We start from the raw sequence: 22657 nt of genomic DNA on the forward strand, positions 1-22657 counted from the left end.
CGGAAGGGAGTCCGCTGACGCCGGATCGCGCCGCGGGGGAGTCGGGGGGCGCTCAGTTGCCCGAGGTGTCGATCAGGCCGTCGGCCAGCGACCAGTGCTCGCCGACGAAGGTCTGGATGCCGACGGCTTCGATCGGATAGCCGTCGCCTTCACCGGTTTTCATGGTGATGCCGGGCAGCATGAGGTCGGCGGCGACACCGTCGAGCGAGCGCATGGCCTCGCGCAGGCCCTCGCGGGTCGGGCAGCTCGCGGCCTCGAGGGTTTTGCGGAAGCTCTCGGCCATCGCCCAGCCCGCCATGGTGTGCTGGTTCTCCGCGTCGACACCCGGCGCGTACCGGGCCAGCTTCGACTTGTAGGTCTGCATGCCGACGTCGGTGGCCCAGCGTGGGTCGGCGGCATCCTTGAGGAAGGCGGCGCTCACCGTGCCCTGCACGTTCGGCAGGCCGACCGGGCGCAGGGTGGCCATGGTGTTGGACACCTGGGTGAGCACGTGCAGCGGGTTCCAGTCGGTGTTGCGGGCGTCGGCGGCCAGGGCCTGCGAGGCGAACTTGGGGGTCGCGAAGTTCAGCAGCACATCGGCTTTCGCGTTCGCCAGATTGCGGACCTGCGCGTCGACGGTGGGGTCGGTGACCTCGAAGCTCTGCTCGGCCACGATCCGGACGCCGCTGCCCGCGATGCCCTCGGTGAACGCCTTCAGCAGGTCCTTGCCGAAGTCGTCGTTCTGGTAGAGCACCGCCACCGTCGCGTCGGGGCGCGCGGTCTTCACGTGCTGGGCGTAGGCGAGACCCTCGGTGCGGTAGCTGGGCTGCCAGCCGATGGTCCACGGATGCTCGGTGTCCGCGCCGAATTCGGTGGCGCCGGAGGCGACGAAGATCTGCGGCACCTTGCGTTGGCCGAGATAGTCGCGCACCGCCGAGGAGGTGGCGGTGCCCAGGGTCTGGAAGACCGCGAACACCTGATCCTGTTCGACCAGGCGGCGGGTCTCCTCGACCGTCTTGGGCGGCTGGTAGCCGTCGTCACGGACCAGGTATTCGACCGTGCGCCCGCCGATGCCGCCCTGTTCGGCATTGACGTAGTCGAAGTAGGCCTGGATGCCCTTGGGGATCGCGCCGTAGGCCGAGGCCGGGCCCGACAGCGGGTACACCCCGCCCAGTTTCAGGGTGGTGTCGGTGATGCCGGTGGTCTGCTGGCCCTTGCAGTCGCCCTGGCCGACGGTGCCGGTCTCGGCGCCGCGGCCACCGCAGGCGGTGAGCGTGGTGAGTGCGGTGAGCAGCGCCGCCGTCACCCCGAGGGTGCGGATTGCCTTAGTGCGCATGAGTTTTCCCTTTCCGGAGACGATGTCCGAGCCAGTGCGCCGCCTGGGTGGCCAGACCGGCCAGCCCGCGGGGCGCGAGATACATGACCGCGATGATCAGCAGTCCGAAGACCACGCCGGGCGCGGCCTGATTGACGTCCTGGGCGAGGCTGGGCACGAACATCACGAACAGCCCGCCCAGCAGCGGCCCCCAGGTGGTGCCGAGCCCGCCCACGACCAGCCCGGCCAGCAGGGTGATCGACAGGGTCACCGCGAAGGAATCCGGCGAGACGAAGGCGATCACCCAGGTGTAGACACCGCCCGCCACCCCGGCCAGCAGCGCGCTCCAGGCGAAGGCGAGGGTCTTGTAGTGGGCCAGGTTCACCCCGAGCACCTCGGCGGCGATCTCGTTGTCGCGCACCGCGTGCAGCGCGCGGCCCACCCGGGACCGCAGCATGCCTGCGACGAGGACGAAGCTCGCCACGGTGGTGATCAGGGCCAGGAAGTACAGCCATTGGTCCTCGGCCAGGCCGGTCCATTCCGGCGGGACCGGTTTGGTGACGGTCAGACCCATCGAGCCGCCGGTGAGGCCGTCGAAGCGCTTGAGCAGCGGCACCAGGAAGATGGCGATGGCCAGGGTGACCAGGGCCAGATACAGGCCGCGCAGGCGCAGGGCCGGGATGCCGAGGGCGAAACCCAGGACGAAAGTGATCGCGGCCGCGATCGGGATGGTCGCGAGATACGGCAGGTCCCCGTGCTGGATGGCGATCGCGGCGGTGTAGGCGCCGACGGCGAAGAAGGCGCCGTGGCCCAGCGAGATCTGGCCGGTGTGGCCGACCAGCAGGTTGAGCCCGAGCAGGGTGACCGCGTAGATCATGGCCATCGCCAGCTGGAAGGTGTGGAAGGGCACCAGCTGGAAGGGCGCGGCGACGGCGGTCACCAGCAGTGCGGTGATCGCGACGGCGGGCAGCGGGATCGCGCGCAGCCGTGCGGTGATCGTGTTCGGTCGCACCGCGACCGGAGTCGTCTCTGATGTCGTCGTACTCATACCCGCTCCACCGCCGCGTGTCCGAACAGACCTTGCGGGCGCACCAGCAGCACGCCCAGGATGATCACCAGCGGCACACCGATCTTGAGTTCGGTGCCGATCGCGTCGACGTAGGCGCCGGTGAGGGTTTCGGCGACGCCGACGATCAGGCCGCCCGCCACCGCGCCGCCGGGGGAGTCGAAGCCGCCCAGGGTGGCCGCCGCGAAGGCGTAGATGAGAACGCCGCCCATCATGTTGGGTTCCAGGAACAGCAGTGGCGCCGACAGCACGCCCGACACCGCGCCGACCAGCGCGGCCAGACCCCAGCCCAGCGCGAGCACGGTGCCGACCCGGATGCCGACCAGCCGCGCCGAGGACGGATTGCACGCCACCGCCCGCATGGCCAGCCCGATCCCGGTGAACCGGAACAGCACATAGAGCAGTGCCATCACGAGGGCGACCATCGCGAAGATGCCCAGACTGCCGTAGCCGACGCTCACCCCGCCGATCCGGATCGCGCCCTCGGGGAAGGGATTCGGGAACGGTTTGACCTGATACGACCAGATCCAGCCTGCCACCGCGTGCACGGTGAAGAACAGACCGACGGTGACGATCACCAGGGTGATCTCCGGCGCGCCCTCGACCGGGCGGATGATCACCCGTTCGATGAGCATGCCCGCCGCGAAGGAGATGGCCAGGGTGAGCGGCAGCGCCGCCCAGAACGGCATCACCTGGCTCAGCTGCCAGGCCAGGAAGGCCGAGAACATGGCCAGCTCGCCCTGGGCGAAGTTGACGATGCCGGTGAACCGGTAGATCAGGACCAGCGCCAGCGCCAGACCGGCGTAGATGGCACCGGCCGACAGGCCCTCGACGAGTTGCTGCGCGAATTCGGTCACGGCCGCACCCGGATTCCCAGATACGAGCGGGTGACCTGCTCGTCGGCCTTGATCTGCGCGGCCGTGCCGGACAACACGATCCGGCCGGTCTCCAGCACGTGCGCCTGATGCGCGATACCCAGTGCCAGATGGGCGTTCTGCTCGACGACGATCACCGTGGTGCGTTCCTCCTGATTGATGGTGTGCACGATCCCGAACAGCTCCTGGGTGACCAGCGGGGACAACCCGAGCGAGGGTTCGTCGAGCAGCAGCACGCGCGGGCGCAGCATCAGCGCCCGGCCCACGGCGAGCATCTGCTGCTGGCCGCCGGACAGCCCGCCCGCCGCCTCGCGCCGCTTCTCGCGCAGGATCGGGAAGTAGTCGTAGACCCGGCCCAGATCGGTGTCCGTGCCGGACCGGTCGCGGCGCGAGGACGCGCCGAGGCGCAGGTTCTCCTCGACGGTGAGCGGTCCGAAGGTGCCGCGGCCCTCGGGCACGTGCGCCACCCCGAGCCGGGCCATGGCCTCCGGGGCCTTGCCGGTCACCTCGGTGCCGGCCAGCCGCAGCGTGCCGCGCACCTTGACCATGCCGCACAGGGCGCGCAGCAGGGTGGTCTTGCCCGCGCCGTTCGGGCCGAGGATCGCGCACACCGCGCCCTGCTCGACCGAGAAGCTCACGCCGTGCAGTACTTTCGCCGCGCCGTACCCGGCGTGCAGATCGGTGACGGTGATCATGCGGCCGCTCCCAGATAGGCGCGGATGACGGCCGGATCTCGTTGCACCGCTTCGGGTTTCCCCTCGGCGATGACCCGCCCGAACTCCAGGCAGACCACCCGGTCACAGGTGCCCATGACGAAACCCATGTGGTGTTCGACCACGACCACGGTGAGCTCGAGCTCGTTCTGTACCGCGCGCAGGCGCTCGGCGAACTCGTCGACCTCGCCGTGGCTCAGGCCGTTCACGGGTTCGTCGAGCAGCAGCAGGCGCGGCCGCACCGCCAGGGCCCTGGCCAGTTCGATCCGCTTGAGGGTGCCGAAGGGCAGGCCCGCCGCCGGATGATCGGCGACCGCGGTCAGGTCCAGGCGTTCCAGCAGGGCGTCGGCCTCGGCGCGCAGCGCCCGTTCCTCGCGGCGCACGGCGGGCAGGCGCAGACCGGCCGACAGGAAACCGGCGCGGGCGCGGTGATGGGTGCCGACGAGGACGTTGTCGCGCACCGACAGCCGGGGGAACAGGCCCAGGTTCTGGAAGGTCCGGGCGATGCCCAGGCCCGCCAGCGCGTCCGGGCGGACCGAGGCCAGGTCGGTGTCGCGGTAGCGCAGGGTGCCCGAGGTGGGGCGGTAGCGGCGGGTCAGGCAGTTGAACAGGGTGGTCTTGCCCGCGCCGTTCGGTCCGATCAGGCCGACCATCTCGCCGGGAGCGACCGTGAACCCCACATCCTGCAGGGCGGTGATGCCGCCGAAGCGCACCGTCAGGTTGGTTATCTCGAGCATGCGCCGAGACTAAAATCACAGGTCAGCGCCCACATCGGACGTTGTGGACCAATTCCGGGCCGCCGCCTCGTCCGCTGCGGACAGGGCCGCGGCCGGTTGACACCGGCAAAACGGACATGCAAACTCCCCGGACATGTCAGCTGGATCACACCTGGTCACCGCGCCCGTGCCCGATTCCGTGCAGGCCGAGCGCGCGCGGATCGTGGGCTGCGCCTACGCGCACGCCGACGCCATCGCCGACGACGTGATGGCCACGATCCGGATCGAGCTGCCCGGGTACGGCACCGCCGACCCCGGCTTCCTGGCCGATGTCCACGACCAGCTGGCCCGGCTCAGCCGCACCGGGCTCGGCGCGCTGCTCGAACGCAAGCGGGTGACCCCGGCCGATGTCACCTACGCCCGCCAGGCCGCGGCCCGGCGGGCGCGATCGGGACTACCGCTGGTGGACTACATCGCCGCGTTCCGGCTCGGTCAGCGCGCCATCTGGAAATCGCTGCTCGCGCACGCGGGCGACACCGAGGCGGGCCGCGAGGCGGTGCTCTCGCTGGCGGGCCCGCTGGCCCGCTACACCGATCTGATCAGCGCCCAGGCCACCGACGCCTACCTGGAATTCCAGCAGTACGTGGCCGCCGAATCGGGGCGCGACAGCCAGGCGCTCACCGACGCCCTGCTCGAGGGGGCGTTGCCCGCGAGCGGCCCGCATCTGTCGGTGGCCACGGCGCACGGTCTCGGCGCCGAGCGCAGCACACCGATGGTCGTGGTGGTCGCGGTCGTGCTCGACGGGCCCGCCGAGACCCGGCAACTGGTCTCGGCCGCGGCGGCGCGCGTGGGCGTCAACGGGTTGCGCACCCTCGCGGTGGTGCGCGGCGCCGAGATCGTCGCGATTCCGGCGCTGGGCCCCGACGGCTCGGCCGAGCAGCTGTGTGAGCGCTGGCGCGACAAGCGCGCCGAGCTGGCCGCCGAGGGCATCGCGCTCGCGGTCGGGGTGAGCACCGCGGTGACCGATGTCGCCCAGATCCCGCGCGCCTACCGGCAGGCGCAGGCGGCCCTGGCGCTGCTGCCCGAGGACGGTGGCGTTCTGGCGCTGCCGCAGCTGACCCCGTTCCGGTACCTGCTGCTGCGCGCCGACGACACCACCCGCCAGCTCGTCGACCCGCGCGTCGGCGCCGCGCTGGCCGACGACCGCGCCCGCGGCGGCTCGCTGGCCGAGACCATCCGCGCCTTCGCCGCCGCCGACATGAACCTGCGCGAGGCCGCCGACACCCTGCAGATCCACCTGAATACGGCCAAATACCGGCTGGGGCGCATCCAGGAACTCACCGGCCGCAATGTCCGCAGCGTCAACGACCTGGTCGAACTGCTGGTGGCGATCGAGTTGCTGTTATAAACGAGGCATGAGTCTGGATCCCGCCATCGCCACCCGCCTCAAGCGCAACGAGGCGGGCCTGGTCGCCGCGGTCGCCCAGGAGAAGGCGACCGGTGACGTGCTGATGATGGCCTGGATGGACGACGAGGCGCTGGCCCGCACCCTGGCCACCCGCAAGGCCACCTACTACTCGCGCTCCCGGCAGCAGTACTGGGTCAAGGGCGAGACCTCCGGCCACACCCAGTACGTGCACGAGGTGCGCCTGGACTGCGACGGCGACACCGTGCTGCTCATCGTCGACCAGGAGGGCGCGGCCTGCCACACCGGCACGCACACCTGCTTCGACACCGACGTGCTGCTCGGCGCGAACTAGCCCTCGCCGTCCTCGGGAATCCGGTTCAACCGGTCGGAGAGCACCTCACCGAGCGCGGCGAGCTGCGCGGTCTGGTCCCGGTCGAGACCGTCGAGGACGAGTTTGCGCACCGCATCGACATAGCCCGGCGCCGCGGCGACGACCTTCTCGAAACCGGCGTCGGTGAGTACCGCGTGGACGCCGCGTCTGCCCGCGGTGGAGTCGCGCCGCGCCCAGCCGAGGCGCTCCAGTTTCGACACCACGTGCGAGAGCCGCGATAGCGACGCATTTGCCTTGTGGGCGAGGTCACTGAGCTGCATGCGGTGCCCGGCCTCCTCCGACAGCAGGCTCAGCACGCGGAACTCGAAATGGGTGAGCCCGGACTCCCGCTGCAGGCGGGTGTCCAGTGCCCCGGGGATCCGGGTCATGAGGGCGACGATCGCCTGCCATGCGCGTTGTTCGACCGGGTCGAGCCACTGGGTCATCGCCGGGACTGCCTCGCGGCCGGATGACAGGGGGGAGGGAGTGGGTCGCGCACCGAACCGAGTTTGCCACGACGTCGCTACGACGTCCGCGAGTTGGCGGTCCTCGTGAGGTCACTCACAGCAAGGCGAGTCCGGTCTCAGACGGGCGGAGCGGCAGGCGGTTCGGCGACCGGCGTGGTCTTGGCGGCCTTGCGGCGGTCGAGTCCGCGCTTGCCCATCAGTGCCAGCAGCAGCGCGAACAGCGCCGCGGCGATGATCGCGCCGACCAGGCAGGCACCGCGGAAGGCCGGTGCGTCGACATCGAGAATGCGCTCACCGGCGTGCGCGGCATTGTTGCCGCCCAGCACGATCGTCAGCGTCATCAGATTCGGCAGCGCGGTGAGCAGCGCGACGATCACCGCCGCACCGGCGATGAACCTGCCGCCCTTGCGTTTCCACATCCGCACCGCGAGCAGGATCAGCAGCAGCGGGACCAGCGTGAACACCAGCCCGTAGACCAGGCCCCACCAGATGCCGGAGCTGAAACTGCCGTGCACCAGGCTCGCCAGCCGCTGCGCCCACCAGCGCGGCACGAACGACGAGAGGATGAAATAGGCGATCACCAGCACCACGGCCGTGGCGAGAGTGATGATCGCCCGATTGCGCCACACGGTGGCCGTGGGCTTCTGACCGCTCGACTGCACCTCGCCGGATGTCATCTCCCCAGCGTAGGTGCGGTCGCGGTACCGGGCCGCGATCCACGGCCCGGCGTTTCACGATCGGGTCAGCTCTTGCTGTCCGCTCGCTCGCGCAGGAAGGCCAGCGCCTCGTCGGCGTGCACGGCGGCGCGCAGTTCGCCGGTGACGACCTTCAGGACGGTGCGATCGGTGTCGATGACGAAGGTGTGCCGTTTGACCGGGGCCAGCTTGCCCAGCAGACCACGCTTCACACCGAAGGCCGCGGCCACCGCGCCGTCGGAATCGGAGAGCACGGGGTAGTCCAGGCGCTGCTTGGTGGCGAAACCGGCCTGCACGTCGACACTGTCGGTGCTGATGCCGACGCAGGTGGCGCCGAGGGCGGCGAACTCCGCGCTCAGATCGCGGAAGTGGCAGGCCTCGGCCGTGCACACCGGGGTGTTGGCGGCGGGGTAGAAGAACAGCACCAGCGGGCCGTCGGCGAGCAGGCCGTCGAGCGAGCGGGCGGTGCCGGTCTGGTCGGGGAGTTCGAACTGGGGCGCGGTCTGGCCTGGCTGCATCCGTCGACCCTAGCCAGCGCGGGGCCGGGAACGGAAGATCCCCGTCCGCGCGGGCGAACGGGGATCGATCCCGGCCGGCGCCGCCCCCGACGGACCGCACCCGCCGTGGCGGCCTATCGCTCGAGCAGCGCGGCGATCTCCGGGCTCTTGACCTGCATCACGTCGAGGATGCCGTGCGCGCGCAGCAGCGGCTCGAGGCCGCGGATGAGTTCACTGTGCCCGGCGTACTCGTCCGGGAACTTGGCCTTGTCCAGATCCTGCATGGCCTTGGCGTAGGTGACGAACGAGTTCAGCGCGCTCGTGGTGGCGGCCTTCTGGCCCGGACCGTAGTGCTGCTGCGACGGGGCGGCCAGCCGGCCGTCCTGTGCGCCCTGGTGCGAGGGGTACAACATTGCTCCTCTCGGAAAAAGGGGTTACCGCATGCGACATGGAACGCGCGCGAGTGTAGTGATGCCGGTCACCGCCGGTTCCGGCGCGGGGTCGGGTCAGCGCGCGGCGGTCCCGGCACGCCTGGGATGATGGGCCGCATGCAGGGCGCGCCGACATCGACCACCACGACCCGCGACCAGTTCCGGCTGCTCGCCGCCGAGCACCGGGTGGTCCCGGTGACCCGAAAGGTGCTGGCGGACTCCGAGACTCCGCTCTCGGCCTACCGCAAGCTCGCCGGCGACCGGCCGGGCACCTTCCTGTTCGAGTCCGCCGAGAACGGCCGGTCGTGGTCGCGCTGGTCGTTCATCGGCGCGGGCAGCCCCTCGGCGCTGACCGTCGTCGACGGTGAGGCCGCCTGGCTGGGCACCGTCCCGGCCGACGCTCCCTCCGGCGGTGACCCGCTGCTCGTGCTGCACCGCACGCTCGAACTGCTGCGCACCGAGCGCCTGCCCGGCCTGCCCCCGCTGACCGGCGGCATGGTCGGCTACCTCGGCTACGACGCGGTGCGCCGGATCGAACGGCTGCCCGAACTGGCCACCGACGATCTGCGCCTGCCCGAGCTGGTGCTCATGCTGGCCACCGACCTGGCCGCCTTCGACCACCACGAGGGCGCGATCACCCTCATCGCCAACGCGGTGAACTGGAACGGCACCGACGAGAACGCCGACGCCGCCTACGACGACGCGGTGGCCCGCCTCGACCGGATGACCGCCGCGCTGGCCACCCCCGCGCCCTCCACGGTCTCGGTGTTCGACCAGCCCGACCCGCAGTTCCTGCGCAGGCGCACCACCGAGGAGTTCGGCACCGGCGTGCGCCGCCTGATCAAGGAGATCGAGGCGGGCGAGGCGTTCCAGGTGGTGCTCTCGCAGCGCTTCGAGATGGACTACACCGGCGACCCGCTGGCGGTCTACCGGATGCTGCGCGCGTCCAACCCGAGCCCGTACATGTATCTGATGCACATCCCCGACGGTGCGGGCGGCACCGCGTTCTCCATCGTCGGGTCGAGCCCGGAATCGCTGGTCACCGTGAAGGACGGGGTGGCCACCACGCATCCGATCGCGGGTACCCGCTGGCGCGGCGAGAGCGCCGAGGACGACATCCTGCTGGAGAAGGACCTGCTCGCCGACGAGAAGGAGAACGCCGAGCACCTGATGCTCGTCGACCTGGGCCGCAACGACCTGGGCCGGGTCTGCCGACCGGGCACGGTGCGCGTCACCCAGTACCGCCACGTGGAGCGCTACAGCCACGTCATGCACCTGGTCTCCACGGTGTCCGGGCAGCTGGCCGAGGGCAAGGTGGCCCTGGACGCGGTGCGGGCCTGCTTCCCGGCGGGCACGCTCTCCGGCGCGCCCAAGGTGCGCGCGATGGAACTGATCGAGGAGCTCGAGCCCACCCGGCGCGGGATCTACGGCGGTGTGGTCGGCTATCTCGACTTCGCCGGTGACGCCGACACCGCCATCGCCATCCGCACCGCGCTGCTCAAGGACGGCACCGCCTACGTGCAGGCGGGCGCGGGCGTGGTGGCCGACTCCGATCCGGTCGCCGAGGACACCGAGGCCCGCAACAAGGCCATGGCCGTGCTGCGCGCGATCGCCGCCGCCCAGACCCTGCGCACCTACGAGGGCGGACCGGCATGACCGCAGCCGCCCCCGCTCCCGCGCAGGCCAAGCCGGTCGTCCCGGTCGCGCTGCTGGCGCTGGCCGCGGCCGGGCTGTGGGCGTCCTCGCGGATGACCTGGGTGACGGTGCACTCCGCCGACGGGCTCACCGAACCGCGCACCGACGACCTCGACGGCGCCACCTGGTTCGGCGCGCTCACCCCGCTGGCACTGGTGCTGGTCGCCTCGATCGCGGCGGTGTTCGCGGTCAAGGGCGGGCTGCGCCAGCTGCTGGGTGTGGTGATCGCGGTGGTCGCCGCCGTCGCCGCGGTGCCCGGCTTCGCGCTGACCGTGGGGGCTGGCCGCACCGCCGAGCGGGCGGGCACGCTGGCCGAACTGCCGGTGCGCGCGGTCGTCGAGAGCGCCCAGACGCATCTCGCGCCCGCGATCCTGTCGATCGTGGCCGCGCTGTGCGCGCTCACCGCCGGGGTCCTGCTGACCCGCCGCGCCGCTGCGAGCACCGAGCTGTCGGGCAAGTACGACAACCCGGTCTTCCGCCGCGCCGACGCCAGCGCCCAGGTGAGCAAGCAGCGCGAGGACGACGGTGCCGCGGCGCCGCTGTCGGATCGGGTGCTCTGGGACGCGCTGGACGCGGGCACCGACCCCACCGAGGACCCGGACGACGACACCGCACCCGGCGACCGGAAACCGTGACCCCCGCCGCACTTGACATCCGCGGCAACCACTATTCTTGACCAGCATCGGTGAGACAGCGCCTGAGGGGACTCTCGGGTGAGAAGTTCGTCTCCCCAGAAAGGATTCGAGCCAGATGACGGTACTCGACTCGATTCTCGACGGGGTTCGGGCGGATGTTGCCGCTCGTGAAGCCCTCCTCGATTTTCAGGCGATCAAAGCCGCAGCGGCCGCCGCCAAGGCGCCGCTGGACGCCCGCGCCGCCCTGCACGAGGACGGGATCGGTGTCATCGCCGAGGTGAAGCGTGCCAGCCCCTCCAAGGGCGCGCTGGCCGACATCCCGGACCCGGCCGTGCTGGCCAAGGCCTACGAGGACGGCGGCGCGCGCATCATCAGCGTGCTCACCGAGAGCAGGCGCTTCGGCGGGTCGCTCGACGACCTCGACGCCGTGCGCGCCGCGGTGAACATCCCGGTCCTGCGCAAGGACTTCGTCGTCGGTCCGTACCAGATCCACGAGGCTCGCGCGCACGGCGCCGACGTGATCCTGCTGATCGTGGCCGCGCTCGAACAGGACGTGCTCTCCGCGCTGATCGACCGCACCGAATCCCTCGGCATGACCGCCCTGGTGGAGGTGCACACCGAGGAGGAGGCCGACCGCGCGCTCGAGGCCGGTGCCTCGGTGATCGGCGTCAACGCCCGCAACCTCAAGACCCTCGATGTCGACCGTGACGTCTTCGCGCGGATCGCGCCCGGCCTGCCCTCGGAGGTCATCCGGGTGGCCGAGTCCGGCATCCGCGGCACCGCCGACCTGCTGGCCTACGCCGGGGCCGGTGCCGACGCGGTCCTGGTCGGCGAAGGACTGGTGACCAGCGGTAACCCGCGCGCCGCCGTCTCCGAGCTGGTGACCGCGGGCACCCACCCGTCCTGCCCGAAGCCGGCCCGGCGGAGCATCCGGTGACCGCGCTGCCCCAGGCCAGCGCGGGCGTCGCCCAGCCCAGCGACTACGAGCCCGACGCGGGCGGTCACTTCGGCGTCTACGGCGGCAGGCACGTGCCCGAGGCGCTGATGGCGGTGATCGAGGAGGTCACCGCCGAATACGACAAGGTGCGTACCGACCACACCTTCCTCGACGAGCTCGACCGGCTCCAGCGCGACTACACCGGCCGTCCGTCGCCGGTGTTCGAATGCACCCGCCTCGCCGAGCACGCGGGCGGCGCGCGGATCTTCCTCAAGCGCGAGGACCTCAACCACACCGGCTCGCACAAGATCAACAATGTGCTCGGCCAGGCCCTGCTGGCCAAGCGGATGGGCAAGACGCGCGTCATCGCCGAGACCGGCGCGGGCCAGCACGGCGTCGCCACCGCGACCGCCTGCGCGCTGCTCGGCCTGGACTGCGTGATCTACATGGGCGCGGTCGACACCGCCCGCCAGGCCCTCAACGTCGCCCGCATGCGCCTGCTCGGCGCGCGCGTGGTCTCGGTGACCACCGGCTCGCAGACGCTCAAGGACGCCATCAACGAGGCCCTGCGCGACTGGGTGTCCAACGCCGACGACACCTACTACTGCTTCGGCACCGCCGCGGGTCCGCACCCGTTCCCGCTGCTGGTGCGTGATTTCCAGCGCGTGGTCGGGCTCGAGGCCCGCGAGCAGATCCTCGAGCGCGTCGACCGGCTGCCCGACGCGGTCGTGGCCTGCGTCGGCGGTGGCTCCAACGCCATCGGCATCTTCCACGCCTTCATCCCCGACGCCGGGGTCCGGCTGATCGGCTACGAGGCGGCCGGTGACGGCGTGGAGACCGGACGCCACGCGGCCACCTTCACCGGCGGCACCCCGGGTGCTTTCCAGGGCGCCTACTCGTACCTGTTGCAGGACGAGGACGGCCAGACCATCGAGTCGCATTCGATCTCGGCCGGTCTGGACTACCCGGGTGTCGGCCCCGAGCACGCCTACCTCAAGGACATCGGCCGCGCCGAGTACGAGCCGATCACCGACACCGAGGCGATGGACGCGCTGCTGCTGCTCTCGCGCACCGAGGGCATCATCCCGGCCATCGAGTCCGCGCACGCCGTCGCGGGTGCGCTGAAGCTGGGCGAGCAGCTCGGCCCCGGCGCGATCATCCTGTGCAACCTGTCCGGTCGCGGCGACAAGGACATGGACACCGCGGGCCGCTGGTTCGGTCTGTTCGACGACGACGCCGCCGAGGAGAACCAGCAGTGAGTCAGCAGTCCCGTCTGGCCAACACCTTCGCCGCCGCGCGCGCGGAGGGCCGGGCCGCCCTGATCGGTTACCTGCCCGCGGGCTATCCCGATCTGGCCGGGTCCATCGAGGTGTGCCGGGCGATGGTCGAATCCGGTTGCGACATCGTCGAAGTCGGCGTCGCCTACTCCGATCCGGTGATGGACGGCCCGACCATCCAGGTCGCCGCCGAGCAGGCCCTGCGCGGTGGGGTGCGGGTGCGCGACGTGTTCTCCGTGGTCGAGGCCATCACCTCCGCCGGTGGCCAGGCCGTGGTGATGAGCTACTGGAACCCAGTGCTGCGCTACGGCGTCGACACCTTCGCCCGCGACCTGGCCTCGGCGGGCGGGGCGGGCATCATCACCCCGAACCTGATCCCCGACGAGGCCGACGACTGGTTCGTCGCCTCGTCCACGCACAACCTGGACCGGATCTTCCTGGTCGCGCCGTCCTCCACCGAGGAGCGCCTGGTCAAGACCCTCGAGGCCTCGCGCGGCTTCATCTACGCGGCCTCGACCATGGGTGTCACCGGTGCCCGCGACGCGGTCTCCTCGGCCGCGCCCGCGCTGTGCGCCCGCATCCGCGCGCACTCCGACATCCCGATCGGCGTGGGTCTGGGCGTGCGCTCGGGGGCCCAGGCCGCCGAGATCGCCGCCTACGCCGACGGCGTGATCGTCGGATCGGCGCTGGTCTCGGCCGCGGGCGAGAGCCTGGACGCGGTGCGCGCGCTGACCTCCGAACTCGCCGAGGGTGTGCGCGCGGCGACCGTGCGTTCCTGATCGTCGTTGCCGGGCCCGGCCGCCGAGGTGCTGCCGGGCCCGAGGTCTGTCCCGGGCTGCACTAACGTGGGTCGCGTGAATCCAGTCCTGGCCTACATACCGAGTCCGCCCCAGGGCGTCTGGCAGCTCGGACCCTTTCCGCTGCGCGCGTACGCGCTGTGCATCATTCTCGGCATCGTCGTCGCCATCTGGTGGGGTGAGCGGCGGTGGCGCGAGCGTGGTGGTCAACCGGGCGCGGTGCTCGACGTCGCCATGTTCGCGGTGCCGTTCGGCCTGATCGGTGGCCGGATCTACCACGTCGCCACCGACTGGCAGAAGTACTTCGGCGAGGGCAAGAACCCGGTCGAGGCGCTCTACATCTGGCAGGGCGGGCTCGGCATCTGGGGCGCGGTGTTCTTCGGCGGCGTCGGCGCCTGGATCGGCTGCCGGGTGTACAAGATCCCGCTGCCCGCGCTCGGTGACGCCATCGCGCCCGCGGTGCTGCTGGCCCAGGCCATCGGCCGGCTCGGCAACTACTTCAACCAGGAGCTCTACGGCCGCACCACCGAGGTGCCGTGGGGCCTCGAGATCTACAACCGCTTCGACCCCGAGACCGGCGCGCGCGACATGATGAACGGCGTGTCCACCGGCCAGGCCCAGGAGGTCGTGCATCCCACCTTCCTCTACGAGATGGTGTGGAACATCCTGGTCGTGGTGTTGCTGGTGCAGCTGGACAAGCGCTTCAAGATCGGGCACGGCAGGCTGTTCGCGCTCTACGTCGCCGGGTACAGCTTCGGCCGGTTCTTCGTCGAGCTGATGCGCAACGACGAGGCCACCCACGTCCTCGGTATCCGGATCAACTCCTTCACCTCCGCGCTGGTCTTCCTCGGCGCGATGGCCTACTTCGCGCTGGCGACCAAGGGCCGCGAGACCCCCGAACAGCTGCAGCCGGGCGCCGAACCGCGGCCGTGGCCGTGGCAGATCGCGGCCCTGCGCGCCGCCGGTGCCTCCGGCGGCGACACCGCGACCACTCCGGTGGACGTCACGAAGAAGACCGACGCACCCGGCGCACCGGACGACGAAGAGACCGAGACCGCCGAGACCGACGCCGACGCGACCGAAGCGACCGCGAAGAAGTCCTGATCAGCGGCCGGTTCGCCAAAACGGCGGTGGTGCGGCAACATTCCGGGCACCCGCCGCGATATGTCGCTGGAGTGTCGCGAGCCGAGGGACGGGGCCGAGACGGGTACCCGCACGAATGATGGAGGCATGAGTGACCGACCCCTACAACCCCAATCCGCAGTACGGGCCCGACCTGGGTAAGCAGCCCGGTCAGCCGCAGTACGGCCAGCCCTCGGACCCGTACGCGCAGCAGCCGGGATACGGCCAGCCCTCGGACCCCTACGCGCAGCAGCCCGGCTACGGCCAGCCGCAGTACGGGCAGCCGCAGTACGGGCAGCCCGCCGACCCGTACGCCCAGCCGCAGCCCGGGTACGCGCCCGCCTACGGCATGCCGCCCGGCTACAACCCCGCCGACCCGGAGGCGCCCTTCGGCCGGGACATGTACGGCGTCCCGTACTCCGACAAGCAGAAGCTGATCGCCGGTCTGCTGCAGATCTTCGTCGGTGGCCTCGGCATCGGCCGGTTCTACCTCGGCTACACCGGCCTGGGCATCGCCCAGATCGCGGTCACCATCTGCACCTGCGGTCTCGGCGCGATCTGGACGCTGATCGACGGCATCATGATGCTCACCGGCAAGGTGCCCGACGTGCAGGGCCGCCCGCTGCGCGACTGATCCCCGCACCACCGCGACGGGTGCTCCGCTCACGCGGGGTACCCGTTTCGCGTTTCTCCCCGGCGGATTCCGCGCACGGTGAGCAATACTCTGTGTCGGTGTGTGCCGACGCCGTAGCGTCGCTGGGCCTGCGCGTGCCCCACGCGCAGTGGAGAAAGGGATTCTCGTGCGCAAACTTCTCGCCGCCGCCGTGCTCGCCGTCGTCGCCGCGACCGGCCTGTCGGCCTGCTCCTCGGCCGCCGACCCGAACGTGCTCACCGTCGGCACCGAGGGCACCTACGCGCCGTTCAGCTACCAGGACAACGGCCAGCTCACCGGCTACGACGTGGAGGTCGCCCGCGCGGTCGGCGAGAAGCTCGGCAAGCGTGTGGAATTCGTGCAGACCCCGTGGGACTCGATCTTCGCCGGACTCGAGTCCAAGCGTTTCGATCTGGTCGCCAACCAGGTGACCGTCAGCCCCGAGCGCACCGCGAAGTACGCGCTGTCGCAGCCCTACACGACCTCCGAGGGCGTGATCGTCACCAAGGCCGACAACACCGGCATCACCTCGCTGGCGGATCTGTCCGGCAAGACCACCGCGCAGTCGGCCACCAGCAACTGGAGCCAGGTCGCCAAGGACGCGGGCGCGAAAGTCGAGGCGGTCGAGGGCTTCGTGCAGGCGGTGCAGCTGCTGAAGGCGGGCCGGGTCGACGCCACCGTCAACGACACCCTCGCGGTGGGTGAGTACACCAAGAAGACCGGCGACACCGGCATCAAGATCGCGGGCAAGACCGGCGAGACCAGCAAGCAGGCCTTCGCCGCCCGCAAGGACGACACCGCGCTCATCGCCGAGATCGACAAGGCGCTCGAGCAGTTGCGCGCCGACGGCACGCTGGCCCGCCTGTCGGAGAAGTACTTCGGCACCGACGTCAGCAAGTAGCGGATGGATTCCGCGACCAGGGAGCTGATCTGGCACAACCTGTGGCCGATGCTGAAGGCCACGGTGACCATGACGCTGCCGCTCACCGCGATCAGTTTCGTGCTCGGCCTGGCCATCGCGGTGGGTGTCGCGCTGGCCAGGATGTCGCCGCGGCGGGTGCTCGAACTGCCCGCCCGGTTCTACATCTCGATCATCCGTGGCACCCCGCTGCTGGTGCAGCTGTTCATCGTGTTCTACGCGCTGCCGCAGTTCGGGATCGTCATCGAGCCGTTCCCGGCGGCGGTCATCGCCTTCAGCCTCAATGTCGGCGGCTACGCCGCGGAGGTGGTGCGCTCGGCGATCCTGAGCGTGGCGCACGGTCAGTGGGAGGCGGCGGAATCGCTGGGCATGACCCACCCGCAGACACTGGGCTACGTGGTGTTCCCGCAGGCCGCCCGGATCGCGGTGCCGCCGCTGTCGAACACGCTGATCTCCCTGGTCAAGGACACCTCGCTGGCCTCGACCATCCTGGTCACCGAACTGCTGCGCACCGCCCAGCTCGCCGCCGCCCCCACCTTCGACTTCTTCGCCCTCTACGGCGTCGCCGCCCTCTACTACTGGGTCATCTGCCTGATCCTCGGCTTCGGCCAGACCCGCCTGGAGACGAGACTGTCCCGGCACGTAGCTGTTCGGTGACAACCGATTTCGTGAACACATGGGTAACTCACCGGGAACGCCCGGCCCTGGTCACTTCGATTTCCGCCGGTCCGGCGCGCAAGCAGGCCACCGCCCACCGACCGGTGAAAATCCGCGGAGAGGCGGAACAGCTAGGCTCTAGTGCGTGATGCGACGGACGAAGATTGTGTGCACCCTCGGACCGGCCACGGCCTCCCAGGACCGTATTCGTGAGCTCGTCGAAAGCGGCATGGATGTAGCCCGGCTCAACTTCAGCCATGGCGACCACGCCGACCACGCCGACAACTACAAGATGGTCCGCGCGGCCTCGGACGAGACCGGCCGCGCGGTCGGCATCCTGGCCGACCTGCAGGGCCCCAAGATCCGGCTCGGGCGCTTCGCCGAGGGCCGCACCGAATGGGCCAACGGCCAGCAGGTGCGGATCACCGTCGACGACGTCGAGGGCACCCACGACCGGGTCTCGACCACCTACAAGGAACTCGCCACCGACGCCAAGGCCGGTGACCGGCTGCTCGTCGACGACGGCAAGGTCGGCCTCACCGTCGAGGCCATCGAGGGCAACGACGTGGTGTGCCGGGTCACCGAGGGGGGCCCGGTCAGCAACAACAAGGGCCTGTCGCTGCCCGGCATGAACGTGTCGGTGCCCGCGCTGTCGGGCAAGGACATCGAGGACCTCGAGTTCGCGCTGAAGCTGGGCGTGGACTTCATCGCCCTGTCGTTCGTGCGTTCGCCGTCCGACATCGAGCTGGTCCACGACGTGATGGACCGGGTCGGGCGCCGCGTGCCGGTGATCGCCAAGCTGGAGAAGCCCGAGGCCATCGACAACCTCGAGGCGATCGTGCTGGCCTTCGACGCGGTGATGGTCGCCCGCGGTGATCTCGGTGTCGAGCTGCCGCTCGAGCAGGTGCCGCTGGTGCAGAAGCGCGCGATCCAGATGGCGCGCGAGAACGCCAAGCCGGTCATCGTGGCCACCCAGATGCTCGAGTCGATGATCGAGAACTCCCGCCCGACCCGCGCCGAGGCCTCCGATGTGGCCAACGCGGTGCTCGACGGTGCCGACGCGGTGATGCTCTCGGGGGAGACCTCGGTCGGTGCCTGGCCGATCGACGCGGTGCGCACGATGAGCCGCATCGTCACCGCGGTGGAGTCCGAGACCCACCGGGTGCCCCCGCTGACCCACGTGCCGCGCACCAAGCGCGGCGTGATCTCCTACGCCGCCCGCGACATCGGCGAGCGCCTCAACGCCAAGGCGCTGGTGGCCTTCACCCAGTCCGGTGACACCGTGCGCCGCCTGGCCCGCCTGCACACCCCGCTGCCGCTGCTGGCGTTCACGCCGCTGCCGGAGGTGCGCAGCCAGCTGACGCTGACCTGGGGCACCGAGACCTTCATCGTGCCGATGGTGGACTCCACCGACGCGATGATCCACCAGGTCGACCAGGCCCTGCTGTCGATGGACCGGTACCGCAAGGGCGACCTGGTCGTCATCGTGGCCGGGTCCCCGCCGGGTACCGTCGGGTCCACCAACCTGATCCACGTTCATCGCATCGGCGAGGAGGACCACTAGTCGTGAGTAGTTCGGCAGGCGGATCGGTCGAGGTCGAGACAGGGCCCGGTGAGCAGTCGCCCGATCTGCGGGTCCTGCTCGACCTGCTCGACCTGGAGTCGATCGGCGAGGACGTGTTCCTCGGCAACCATCCCGAGAAGGTGTGGAGCCGCACCTTCGGCGGTCAGCTGGTGTCGCAGGCCATCGTCGCTGCCGGACGCACCGCGGGCGAGCGGCCGCTGCACGCGATCAACGCGCACTTCGTCCGTGGCGGCGATGTGAAGAAGCCGATCGAATACCACGTGCAGCGTCACCGCGACGGCCGCGCGCTGGCCAACCGCACGGTCACCGCCAGCCAGGACGGGCAGGAACTGTTCGTCATGCTGGCCGCGTTCCAGGACTGGGGCAAGGGCCTCGAGCACGCCCACGAGGGCCCCGAGGTGCCCGATCCGGAGACGCTGCCCCGGATCGAGGAGAGCTTCGCCGGCTTCGAGGACAAGCTGGAGATGTTCATCAACGCCCCGCACCCGATCGACATGCGCTACACCAACGATCCGGCGTGGATCCTCAAGGGCACCGGCGAGAAGCTCAACCACAACCGGGTCTGGATGCGCACCGACGGCGCGCTGCCCGACGATCCGCTGCTGCACGTGGCGGCGCTGGGCTATTCCTCCGACACCACGGTGCTCGACTCGATCATCACCACCCACGGGCTCTCGTGGGGCCTGGACCGCATCCTCGCGGCCACGGTCAACCACTCGATCTGGTTCCACCGCCCGTTCCGCTTCGACGACTGGACGCTCTACGCCACCGAATCACCGGTGGCGGCGGGCTCGCGCGGCCTGGCGACGGGCCGGTTCTATTCGCGCGGCGGCGAACTGATCGCCACCACGGTGCAGGAAGGTGTCATCCGGCACTTCCCGGCGCGCTGAGCCCGCTCAGCGGCGGCCGTAGTTCAATTCCAGCGCGCGGTCGGTGCGCTGGTGCGCGCGCAACCGGAAGGGGACGGCGTGGCCCGGTGCCACGTCGTCCACCGTCCCGGTCAGGCCGTGTTCGAGGTGGGCGGTGTCGGCGTCGGTGAGCTCGCCGGGTTCACCGACCAGGCTCAGGGCGATCTCGTAGGTGGCCTCGCCGGCCGACGGGCGGCCGGGATGCGTTCCGCGCCACTGTGATTCGAGCTCGCCGTGTACGGGATCGGTGGCGTCGACGGGCAGCGTGAACCGCCAGGCGAAGACTTCACGGTCCTGGATGTGGTCGTCGACGACCGTGCGGATGCCGGCGACGATGCGGTCGAGCACGTCCGGTGTCACATACACATGGAGCGAAACATCCGAAATGCGTTTCGGCATGTCTGAGTCCTGTCGTGTGTCGAACCAGCAGGGAGAACAGCACGTCCGCGCCGCAGTCTAATCCCTGTGCGGCCCCGGCGAACAGCCCTTCGCGTCAGTGCCTGCGCTGGGCGGCCAGAAAGGTGGACAGCGGGGGAGCGTGGTCGGGGGTGATCACCAGTCCCGGGGGCGCCTGCGCGGTGTCCTCGGCGCGGTGGTGCGGTGCCAGCGCGGCCAGCAGCGGGAACAGCGATTCGGCGATCCGGTCACCGACCTCGACGAAGGCCTGCGGGGACAGCCCGATCGGGTCGGCGATGTTCTCCCGGCCGACATAGGCCAGGTCGTTGCGCGCCCGGTGCAGCGCGGCAATGGATTTCGCGCCGGTGACCTTGGCGATGCGATGGGCCTCGGGCAGGGTGAAAGTCCGCGCGGCCACACCGAAGGACAATGCGGTGACCTGTTCGCGCAGCGATTCGGTCATGGTGAGTACCAGATCGGCGCGATCGACCATCTCCGGGCGCAGTTTGCGGGCGGTGAATCCGCCGAGTTCGCCACCCAATCCCACGATGGTTTCCGCGGCCAGCGGTTCGGCCGGAAATCCCACCAGCGCGCGGGTGCCCGCGCTCTCCGCGGTGAGCCCGGACAGGCCGTTGTCCGCCGCGAACGCCCACGTGAGCCGTTCGGCGATCACCGACCGGCAGACATTGGAGTTGCAGACGAACAGCACGTGCATACCGACACCGTAAACGGCTCGATTGTCGGTGAGTAGACCTACGGTGCAACCATCACAGACGCGGAACTGTCTATTCACCTTTCGGTTGAATTCCGTACACGAATCACGACGCGGAAATATGTTGTGTGTGACCGTGATACCCACGAGATAGTGATCGGAAACCGCGTGGAGTTTCTGTGTCGATCGTCACTCGGCGGTCGGGTAATAATCCGATTCCGGGACCACCGGTGCCACCGCGGGCTCGGTGCCGTGCACGCGGCCGCGGGTGGAGAACATCGCCCCGCGCGCGGGCACCACCGGGGCGAAGCGGGCCAGCCCGGCCGGGGCGCTCATGTCGTCGTAGACCGCGTCGATGCCGCCGCGGCGGAAATAGGCCTCGTGCCAGAAGCCGGTGCCCCCGGAATCGCGCAGGAACTGCCGCCACCACTGCCGGTGCGGGTCCGAGCGGGTCCAGCGCTCGAGCGAGTCCAGATCGCGCCAGTACTGCCGCGCGCCCCAGTGCGGCGGCAGCATCGACCAGACCACGTCCTCGTGCAGCAGCAGGCCGTCGGGGCGGTCGGCGTGCGAGCGGTAGAGCTTGGGTCCCACGCCGAGCAGGCGCAGCACGCCACGCGGGGTGCGCACCCGCATACCCAGCAGGATCATCACCAGGTCGGGGTAGGCGTCGAGGTCGACCGTGGTCCTGCTCACGCGCATGTTCGTGCCCTTCCGCCGGGAGGCTTTCCTGGTACTACGGTGCGGCGGCCGTTCCGGTTCGACGGCGGTTCGCGCCACGGCGCGCCGAGACGCTATAGTGACCGCGGTGCGCCGGGTTGGCGGAACTGGCAGACGCGACGGTCTCAAAAACCGTTGTCCGAAAGGACGTGTGGGTTCGAGTCCCACACTCGGCACCACGGCGGAAGCGCGGCATCGGCCGCGCTCCGCGGGGGAGTATCTGTCGCGGGGCCCGCGCGATGTCCTCGCACTCGCGTTCACCCGCGGTTTCTGCGCAGCTCGCGGCATTGTGCGCGGAAACGAAAGGTACTCTTTACATCGGCATCGGAAATCCAGAGGGGTCGTACCTATGAGCACGAATGCAGGGGGCGCGGGCACAGCGCGTGAGGCAGTCGCCAAGCGCGTCGTCGTCGCCGAGGACGAAGCCCTGATCCGCATGGACCTGGTGGAGATGCTCAAGGAAGAGGGCTACGACGTCGTCGGGGAAGCGGGCGACGGGCAGCAGGCCGTGGAACTGGCCGAGGAGCTGCGTCCGGATCTGGTGATCATGGACGTCAAGATGCCGCGCCGCGACGGGATCGACGCCGCCGCCGAGATCGCGACGAAACGTGTTGCGCCCGTGGTGATCCTGACCGCGTTCAGTCAGCGCGACCTGGTCGAGCGGGCGCGCGACGCCGGGGCCATGGCCTACCTGGTGAAGCCGTTCACCAAATCCGATCTGGTCCCCGCGATCGAACTGGCGGCCAGCCGCTTCCACGAAATCGCCGCGCTGGAAACCGAAGTCGCGAATCTGTCGGATCGCCTGGAGACGCGCAAGCTCGTCGAGCGCGCCAAGGGTGTGCTGATGCAGACGCAGGGTCTCTCGGAACCGCAGGCGTTCAAATGGATTCAGCGCACCGCGATGGATCGGCGCACCACCATGAAGGCGGTCGCCGAAGTCGTGCTGGAGAACCTCACCCCCCAGTGACGCTCGGAACGTGAGCAATCCGGCCCGCGTGCGCGAAAGCCGGAAAACTTTACGTAAGCGAAACAATAAAGGGAACTACGACTGGACACGAAGCATCCGACATGATGCGAATGTGATGCGGATCTAACAATCCGGCGATATGTTCTGTC

General features: G+C 70.0%; 26 protein-coding genes and 1 tRNA gene. 15 read left to right on the top strand and 12 right to left on the bottom strand.

Features of this window, described 5'->3' with window-relative positions; translation table 11 throughout:
- Window positions 1-52: 52 nt before the first annotated feature.
- The 5 genes from ACFC06_RS27975 to ACFC06_RS27995 are packed head-to-tail and all read right to left on the bottom strand — an operon-like array spanning window position 53 to window position 4685.
- Entirely contained in the window at window positions 53-1315 is a 1263-nt protein-coding gene (locus tag ACFC06_RS27975; protein ID WP_375938102.1) for an ABC transporter substrate-binding protein, read from the bottom strand.
- Complete coding sequence (locus ACFC06_RS27980; protein ID WP_375938105.1) at window positions 1305-2342, bottom strand: branched-chain amino acid ABC transporter permease; 1038 nt, start codon at window positions 2340-2342, stop codon at window positions 1305-1307. The genes ACFC06_RS27975 and ACFC06_RS27980 overlap by 11 nt, the downstream gene beginning before the upstream one ends.
- Window positions 2339-3217, bottom strand: a complete 879-nt coding sequence (locus ACFC06_RS27985) for a branched-chain amino acid ABC transporter permease (RefSeq protein ID WP_375938108.1) — start codon at window positions 3215-3217, stop codon at window positions 2339-2341. The genes ACFC06_RS27980 and ACFC06_RS27985 overlap by 4 nt, the downstream gene beginning before the upstream one ends.
- Window positions 3214-3930, bottom strand: a complete 717-nt coding sequence (locus ACFC06_RS27990) for an ABC transporter ATP-binding protein (RefSeq protein WP_375938111.1) — start codon at window positions 3928-3930, stop codon at window positions 3214-3216. The genes ACFC06_RS27985 and ACFC06_RS27990 overlap by 4 nt, the downstream gene beginning before the upstream one ends.
- Complete coding sequence (locus tag ACFC06_RS27995; protein WP_375938114.1) at window positions 3927-4685, bottom strand: ABC transporter ATP-binding protein; 759 nt, start codon at window positions 4683-4685, stop codon at window positions 3927-3929. Before ACFC06_RS27995 ends, ACFC06_RS27990 begins: the two co-directional genes overlap by 4 nt.
- A gap of 133 nt (window positions 4686-4818) precedes the next feature.
- Between ACFC06_RS27995 and ACFC06_RS28000 the strand changes: the two genes are divergently transcribed.
- On the top strand, window positions 4819-6072 hold the full coding sequence (locus tag ACFC06_RS28000) for a PucR family transcriptional regulator (RefSeq protein WP_375938116.1): 1254 nt from the start codon (window positions 4819-4821) through the stop codon (window positions 6070-6072).
- 7 nt (window positions 6073-6079) lie between these two features.
- On the top strand, window positions 6080-6424 hold the full coding sequence (gene hisI / locus ACFC06_RS28005; RefSeq protein ID WP_375938119.1) for a phosphoribosyl-AMP cyclohydrolase: 345 nt from the start codon (window positions 6080-6082) through the stop codon (window positions 6422-6424).
- Here hisI and ACFC06_RS28010 read toward each other — a convergent pair.
- From ACFC06_RS28010 to ACFC06_RS28025, 4 genes are all read right to left on the bottom strand, one after another.
- Window positions 6421-6888, bottom strand: coding sequence for a MarR family winged helix-turn-helix transcriptional regulator (locus ACFC06_RS28010; RefSeq protein ID WP_375938122.1), 468 nt, complete (start codon window positions 6886-6888; stop codon window positions 6421-6423). The genes hisI and ACFC06_RS28010 overlap by 4 nt on opposite strands.
- 137 nt (window positions 6889-7025) lie before the next feature.
- Window positions 7026-7586 carry a permease gene (locus tag ACFC06_RS28015; RefSeq protein WP_375938125.1) on the bottom strand — a complete coding sequence of 187 codons (561 nt, stop codon included), beginning with the start codon at window positions 7584-7586 and terminating at the stop codon, window positions 7026-7028.
- A gap of 65 nt (window positions 7587-7651) precedes the next feature.
- Window positions 7652-8122, bottom strand: coding sequence for a peroxiredoxin (locus ACFC06_RS28020; RefSeq protein ID WP_375938128.1), 471 nt, complete (start codon window positions 8120-8122; stop codon window positions 7652-7654).
- A gap of 113 nt (window positions 8123-8235) precedes the next feature.
- Complete coding sequence (locus tag ACFC06_RS28025; RefSeq protein WP_375938131.1) at window positions 8236-8514, bottom strand: hypothetical protein; 279 nt, start codon at window positions 8512-8514, stop codon at window positions 8236-8238.
- 135 nt (window positions 8515-8649) lie between these two features.
- Here ACFC06_RS28025 and ACFC06_RS28030 point away from each other — a divergent pair, with 135 nt between their 5' ends.
- The 11 genes from ACFC06_RS28030 (at window position 8650) to ACFC06_RS28080 (ending at window position 19698) form a co-directional block, all read left to right on the top strand.
- Window positions 8650-10188 carry an anthranilate synthase component I gene (locus ACFC06_RS28030; RefSeq protein ID WP_375938134.1) on the top strand — a complete coding sequence of 513 codons (1539 nt, stop codon included), beginning with the start codon at window positions 8650-8652 and terminating at the stop codon, window positions 10186-10188.
- Window positions 10185-10862 carry a TIGR02234 family membrane protein gene (locus ACFC06_RS28035; RefSeq protein ID WP_375938137.1) on the top strand — a complete coding sequence of 226 codons (678 nt, stop codon included), beginning with the start codon at window positions 10185-10187 and terminating at the stop codon, window positions 10860-10862. The genes ACFC06_RS28030 and ACFC06_RS28035 overlap by 4 nt, the downstream gene beginning before the upstream one ends.
- Before the next feature lie 115 nt (window positions 10863-10977).
- Window positions 10978-11799 (top strand): indole-3-glycerol phosphate synthase TrpC, encoded by an 822-nt coding sequence (gene trpC / locus ACFC06_RS28040; RefSeq protein WP_278265958.1) that lies wholly within the window; start codon window positions 10978-10980, stop codon window positions 11797-11799.
- Entirely contained in the window at window positions 11796-13058 is a 1263-nt protein-coding gene (gene trpB, locus ACFC06_RS28045) for a tryptophan synthase subunit beta (protein WP_375938140.1), read from the top strand. The genes trpC and trpB overlap by 4 nt, the downstream gene beginning before the upstream one ends.
- The gene (gene trpA / locus ACFC06_RS28050; RefSeq protein ID WP_375938143.1) at window positions 13055-13855 is read left to right on the top strand and encodes a tryptophan synthase subunit alpha; all 801 of its coding nucleotides are present in this window, start codon (window positions 13055-13057) and stop codon (window positions 13853-13855) included. The genes trpB and trpA overlap by 4 nt, the downstream gene beginning before the upstream one ends.
- A gap of 75 nt (window positions 13856-13930) precedes the next feature.
- Complete coding sequence (gene lgt / locus ACFC06_RS28055) at window positions 13931-14977, top strand: prolipoprotein diacylglyceryl transferase (RefSeq protein WP_375938146.1); 1047 nt, start codon at window positions 13931-13933, stop codon at window positions 14975-14977.
- A gap of 130 nt (window positions 14978-15107) precedes the next feature.
- Window positions 15108-15629: an NINE protein gene (locus ACFC06_RS28060; protein WP_375938149.1), complete on the top strand. Its 522-nt coding sequence runs from the start codon at window positions 15108-15110 to the stop codon at window positions 15627-15629.
- Window positions 15630-15819: 190 nt separating this feature from the next.
- Window positions 15820-16548, top strand: coding sequence for an amino acid ABC transporter substrate-binding protein (locus tag ACFC06_RS28065; RefSeq protein ID WP_375938489.1), 729 nt, complete (start codon window positions 15820-15822; stop codon window positions 16546-16548).
- Window positions 16549-16551: 3 nt separating this feature from the next.
- Window positions 16552-17223 (top strand): amino acid ABC transporter permease, encoded by a 672-nt coding sequence (locus ACFC06_RS28070; protein WP_375938152.1) that lies wholly within the window; start codon window positions 16552-16554, stop codon window positions 17221-17223.
- 145 nt (window positions 17224-17368) lie between these two features.
- Entirely contained in the window at window positions 17369-18787 is a 1419-nt protein-coding gene (gene pyk, locus ACFC06_RS28075; protein ID WP_375938155.1) for a pyruvate kinase, read from the top strand.
- A 2-nt stretch (window positions 18788-18789) separates the two neighbouring features.
- Window positions 18790-19698 carry an acyl-CoA thioesterase gene (locus ACFC06_RS28080; protein WP_375938158.1) on the top strand — a complete coding sequence of 303 codons (909 nt, stop codon included), beginning with the start codon at window positions 18790-18792 and terminating at the stop codon, window positions 19696-19698.
- Window positions 19699-19704: 6 nt separating this feature from the next.
- On the opposite strand, the gene ACFC06_RS28085 is transcribed toward ACFC06_RS28080, so the two are convergent.
- The 3 genes from ACFC06_RS28085 to ACFC06_RS28095 all read right to left on the bottom strand — a co-directional run bounded on the left by ACFC06_RS28085 (window position 19705) and on the right by ACFC06_RS28095 (window position 21517).
- Window positions 19705-20076: a hypothetical protein gene (locus ACFC06_RS28085; protein WP_375938161.1), complete on the bottom strand. Its 372-nt coding sequence runs from the start codon at window positions 20074-20076 to the stop codon at window positions 19705-19707.
- Between the two features lie 133 nt (window positions 20077-20209).
- Window positions 20210-20827, bottom strand: a complete 618-nt coding sequence (locus ACFC06_RS28090) for a low molecular weight phosphatase family protein (RefSeq protein WP_375938164.1) — start codon at window positions 20825-20827, stop codon at window positions 20210-20212.
- Window positions 20828-21013: 186 nt separating this feature from the next.
- Window positions 21014-21517, bottom strand: a complete 504-nt coding sequence (locus tag ACFC06_RS28095; RefSeq protein ID WP_375938167.1) for a phenylacetaldoxime dehydratase family protein — start codon at window positions 21515-21517, stop codon at window positions 21014-21016.
- Between the two features lie 116 nt (window positions 21518-21633).
- Here ACFC06_RS28095 and ACFC06_RS28100 point away from each other — a divergent pair.
- Window positions 21634-21720: transfer RNA gene (locus ACFC06_RS28100), tRNA-Leu, on the top strand.
- A gap of 170 nt (window positions 21721-21890) precedes the next feature.
- Window positions 21891-22508 (top strand): ANTAR domain-containing response regulator, encoded by a 618-nt coding sequence (locus ACFC06_RS28105; protein ID WP_375938170.1) that lies wholly within the window; start codon window positions 21891-21893, stop codon window positions 22506-22508.
- The last annotated feature ends 149 nt before the right edge of the window (window positions 22509-22657 follow it).

The sequence above is a fragment of the Nocardia sp. NPDC056064 genome (assembly GCF_042266925.1).
GTDB lineage: Bacteria > Actinomycetota > Actinomycetes > Mycobacteriales > Mycobacteriaceae > Nocardia.

Bases quoted from the DNA above. Each gene is read 5' to 3' on its own strand.
- ACFC06_RS27975 (WP_375938102.1), bottom strand. From the start codon at position 1,315: ATGCGCACTAAGGCAATCCGCACCCTCGGGGTGACGGCGGCGCTGCTC.
- ACFC06_RS27980 (WP_375938105.1), bottom strand. From the start codon at position 2,342: ATGAGTACGACGACATCAGAGACGACTCCGGTCGCGGTGCGACCGAAC.
- ACFC06_RS27990 (WP_375938111.1), bottom strand. From the start codon at position 3,930: ATGATCACCGTCACCGATCTGCACGCCGGGTACGGCGCGGCGAAAGTA.
- ACFC06_RS27995 (WP_375938114.1), bottom strand. From the start codon at position 4,685: ATGCTCGAGATAACCAACCTGACGGTGCGCTTCGGCGGCATCACCGCC.
- ACFC06_RS28000 (WP_375938116.1), top strand. From the start codon at position 4,819: ATGTCAGCTGGATCACACCTGGTCACCGCGCCCGTGCCCGATTCCGTG.
- hisI (WP_375938119.1), top strand. From the start codon at position 6,080: ATGAGTCTGGATCCCGCCATCGCCACCCGCCTCAAGCGCAACGAGGCG.
- ACFC06_RS28010 (WP_375938122.1), bottom strand. From the start codon at position 6,888: ATGACCCAGTGGCTCGACCCGGTCGAACAACGCGCATGGCAGGCGATC.
- ACFC06_RS28015 (WP_375938125.1), bottom strand. From the start codon at position 7,586: ATGACATCCGGCGAGGTGCAGTCGAGCGGTCAGAAGCCCACGGCCACC.
- ACFC06_RS28020 (WP_375938128.1), bottom strand. From the start codon at position 8,122: ATGCAGCCAGGCCAGACCGCGCCCCAGTTCGAACTCCCCGACCAGACC.
- ACFC06_RS28025 (WP_375938131.1), bottom strand. From the start codon at position 8,514: ATGTTGTACCCCTCGCACCAGGGCGCACAGGACGGCCGGCTGGCCGCC.
- ACFC06_RS28030 (WP_375938134.1), top strand. From the start codon at position 8,650: ATGCAGGGCGCGCCGACATCGACCACCACGACCCGCGACCAGTTCCGG.
- ACFC06_RS28035 (WP_375938137.1), top strand. From the start codon at position 10,185: ATGACCGCAGCCGCCCCCGCTCCCGCGCAGGCCAAGCCGGTCGTCCCG.
- trpC (WP_278265958.1), top strand. From the start codon at position 10,978: ATGACGGTACTCGACTCGATTCTCGACGGGGTTCGGGCGGATGTTGCC.
- ACFC06_RS28070 (WP_375938152.1), top strand. From the start codon at position 16,552: ATGGATTCCGCGACCAGGGAGCTGATCTGGCACAACCTGTGGCCGATG.
- ACFC06_RS28090 (WP_375938164.1), bottom strand. From the start codon at position 20,827: ATGCACGTGCTGTTCGTCTGCAACTCCAATGTCTGCCGGTCGGTGATC.
- ACFC06_RS28105 (WP_375938170.1), top strand. From the start codon at position 21,891: ATGAGCACGAATGCAGGGGGCGCGGGCACAGCGCGTGAGGCAGTCGCC.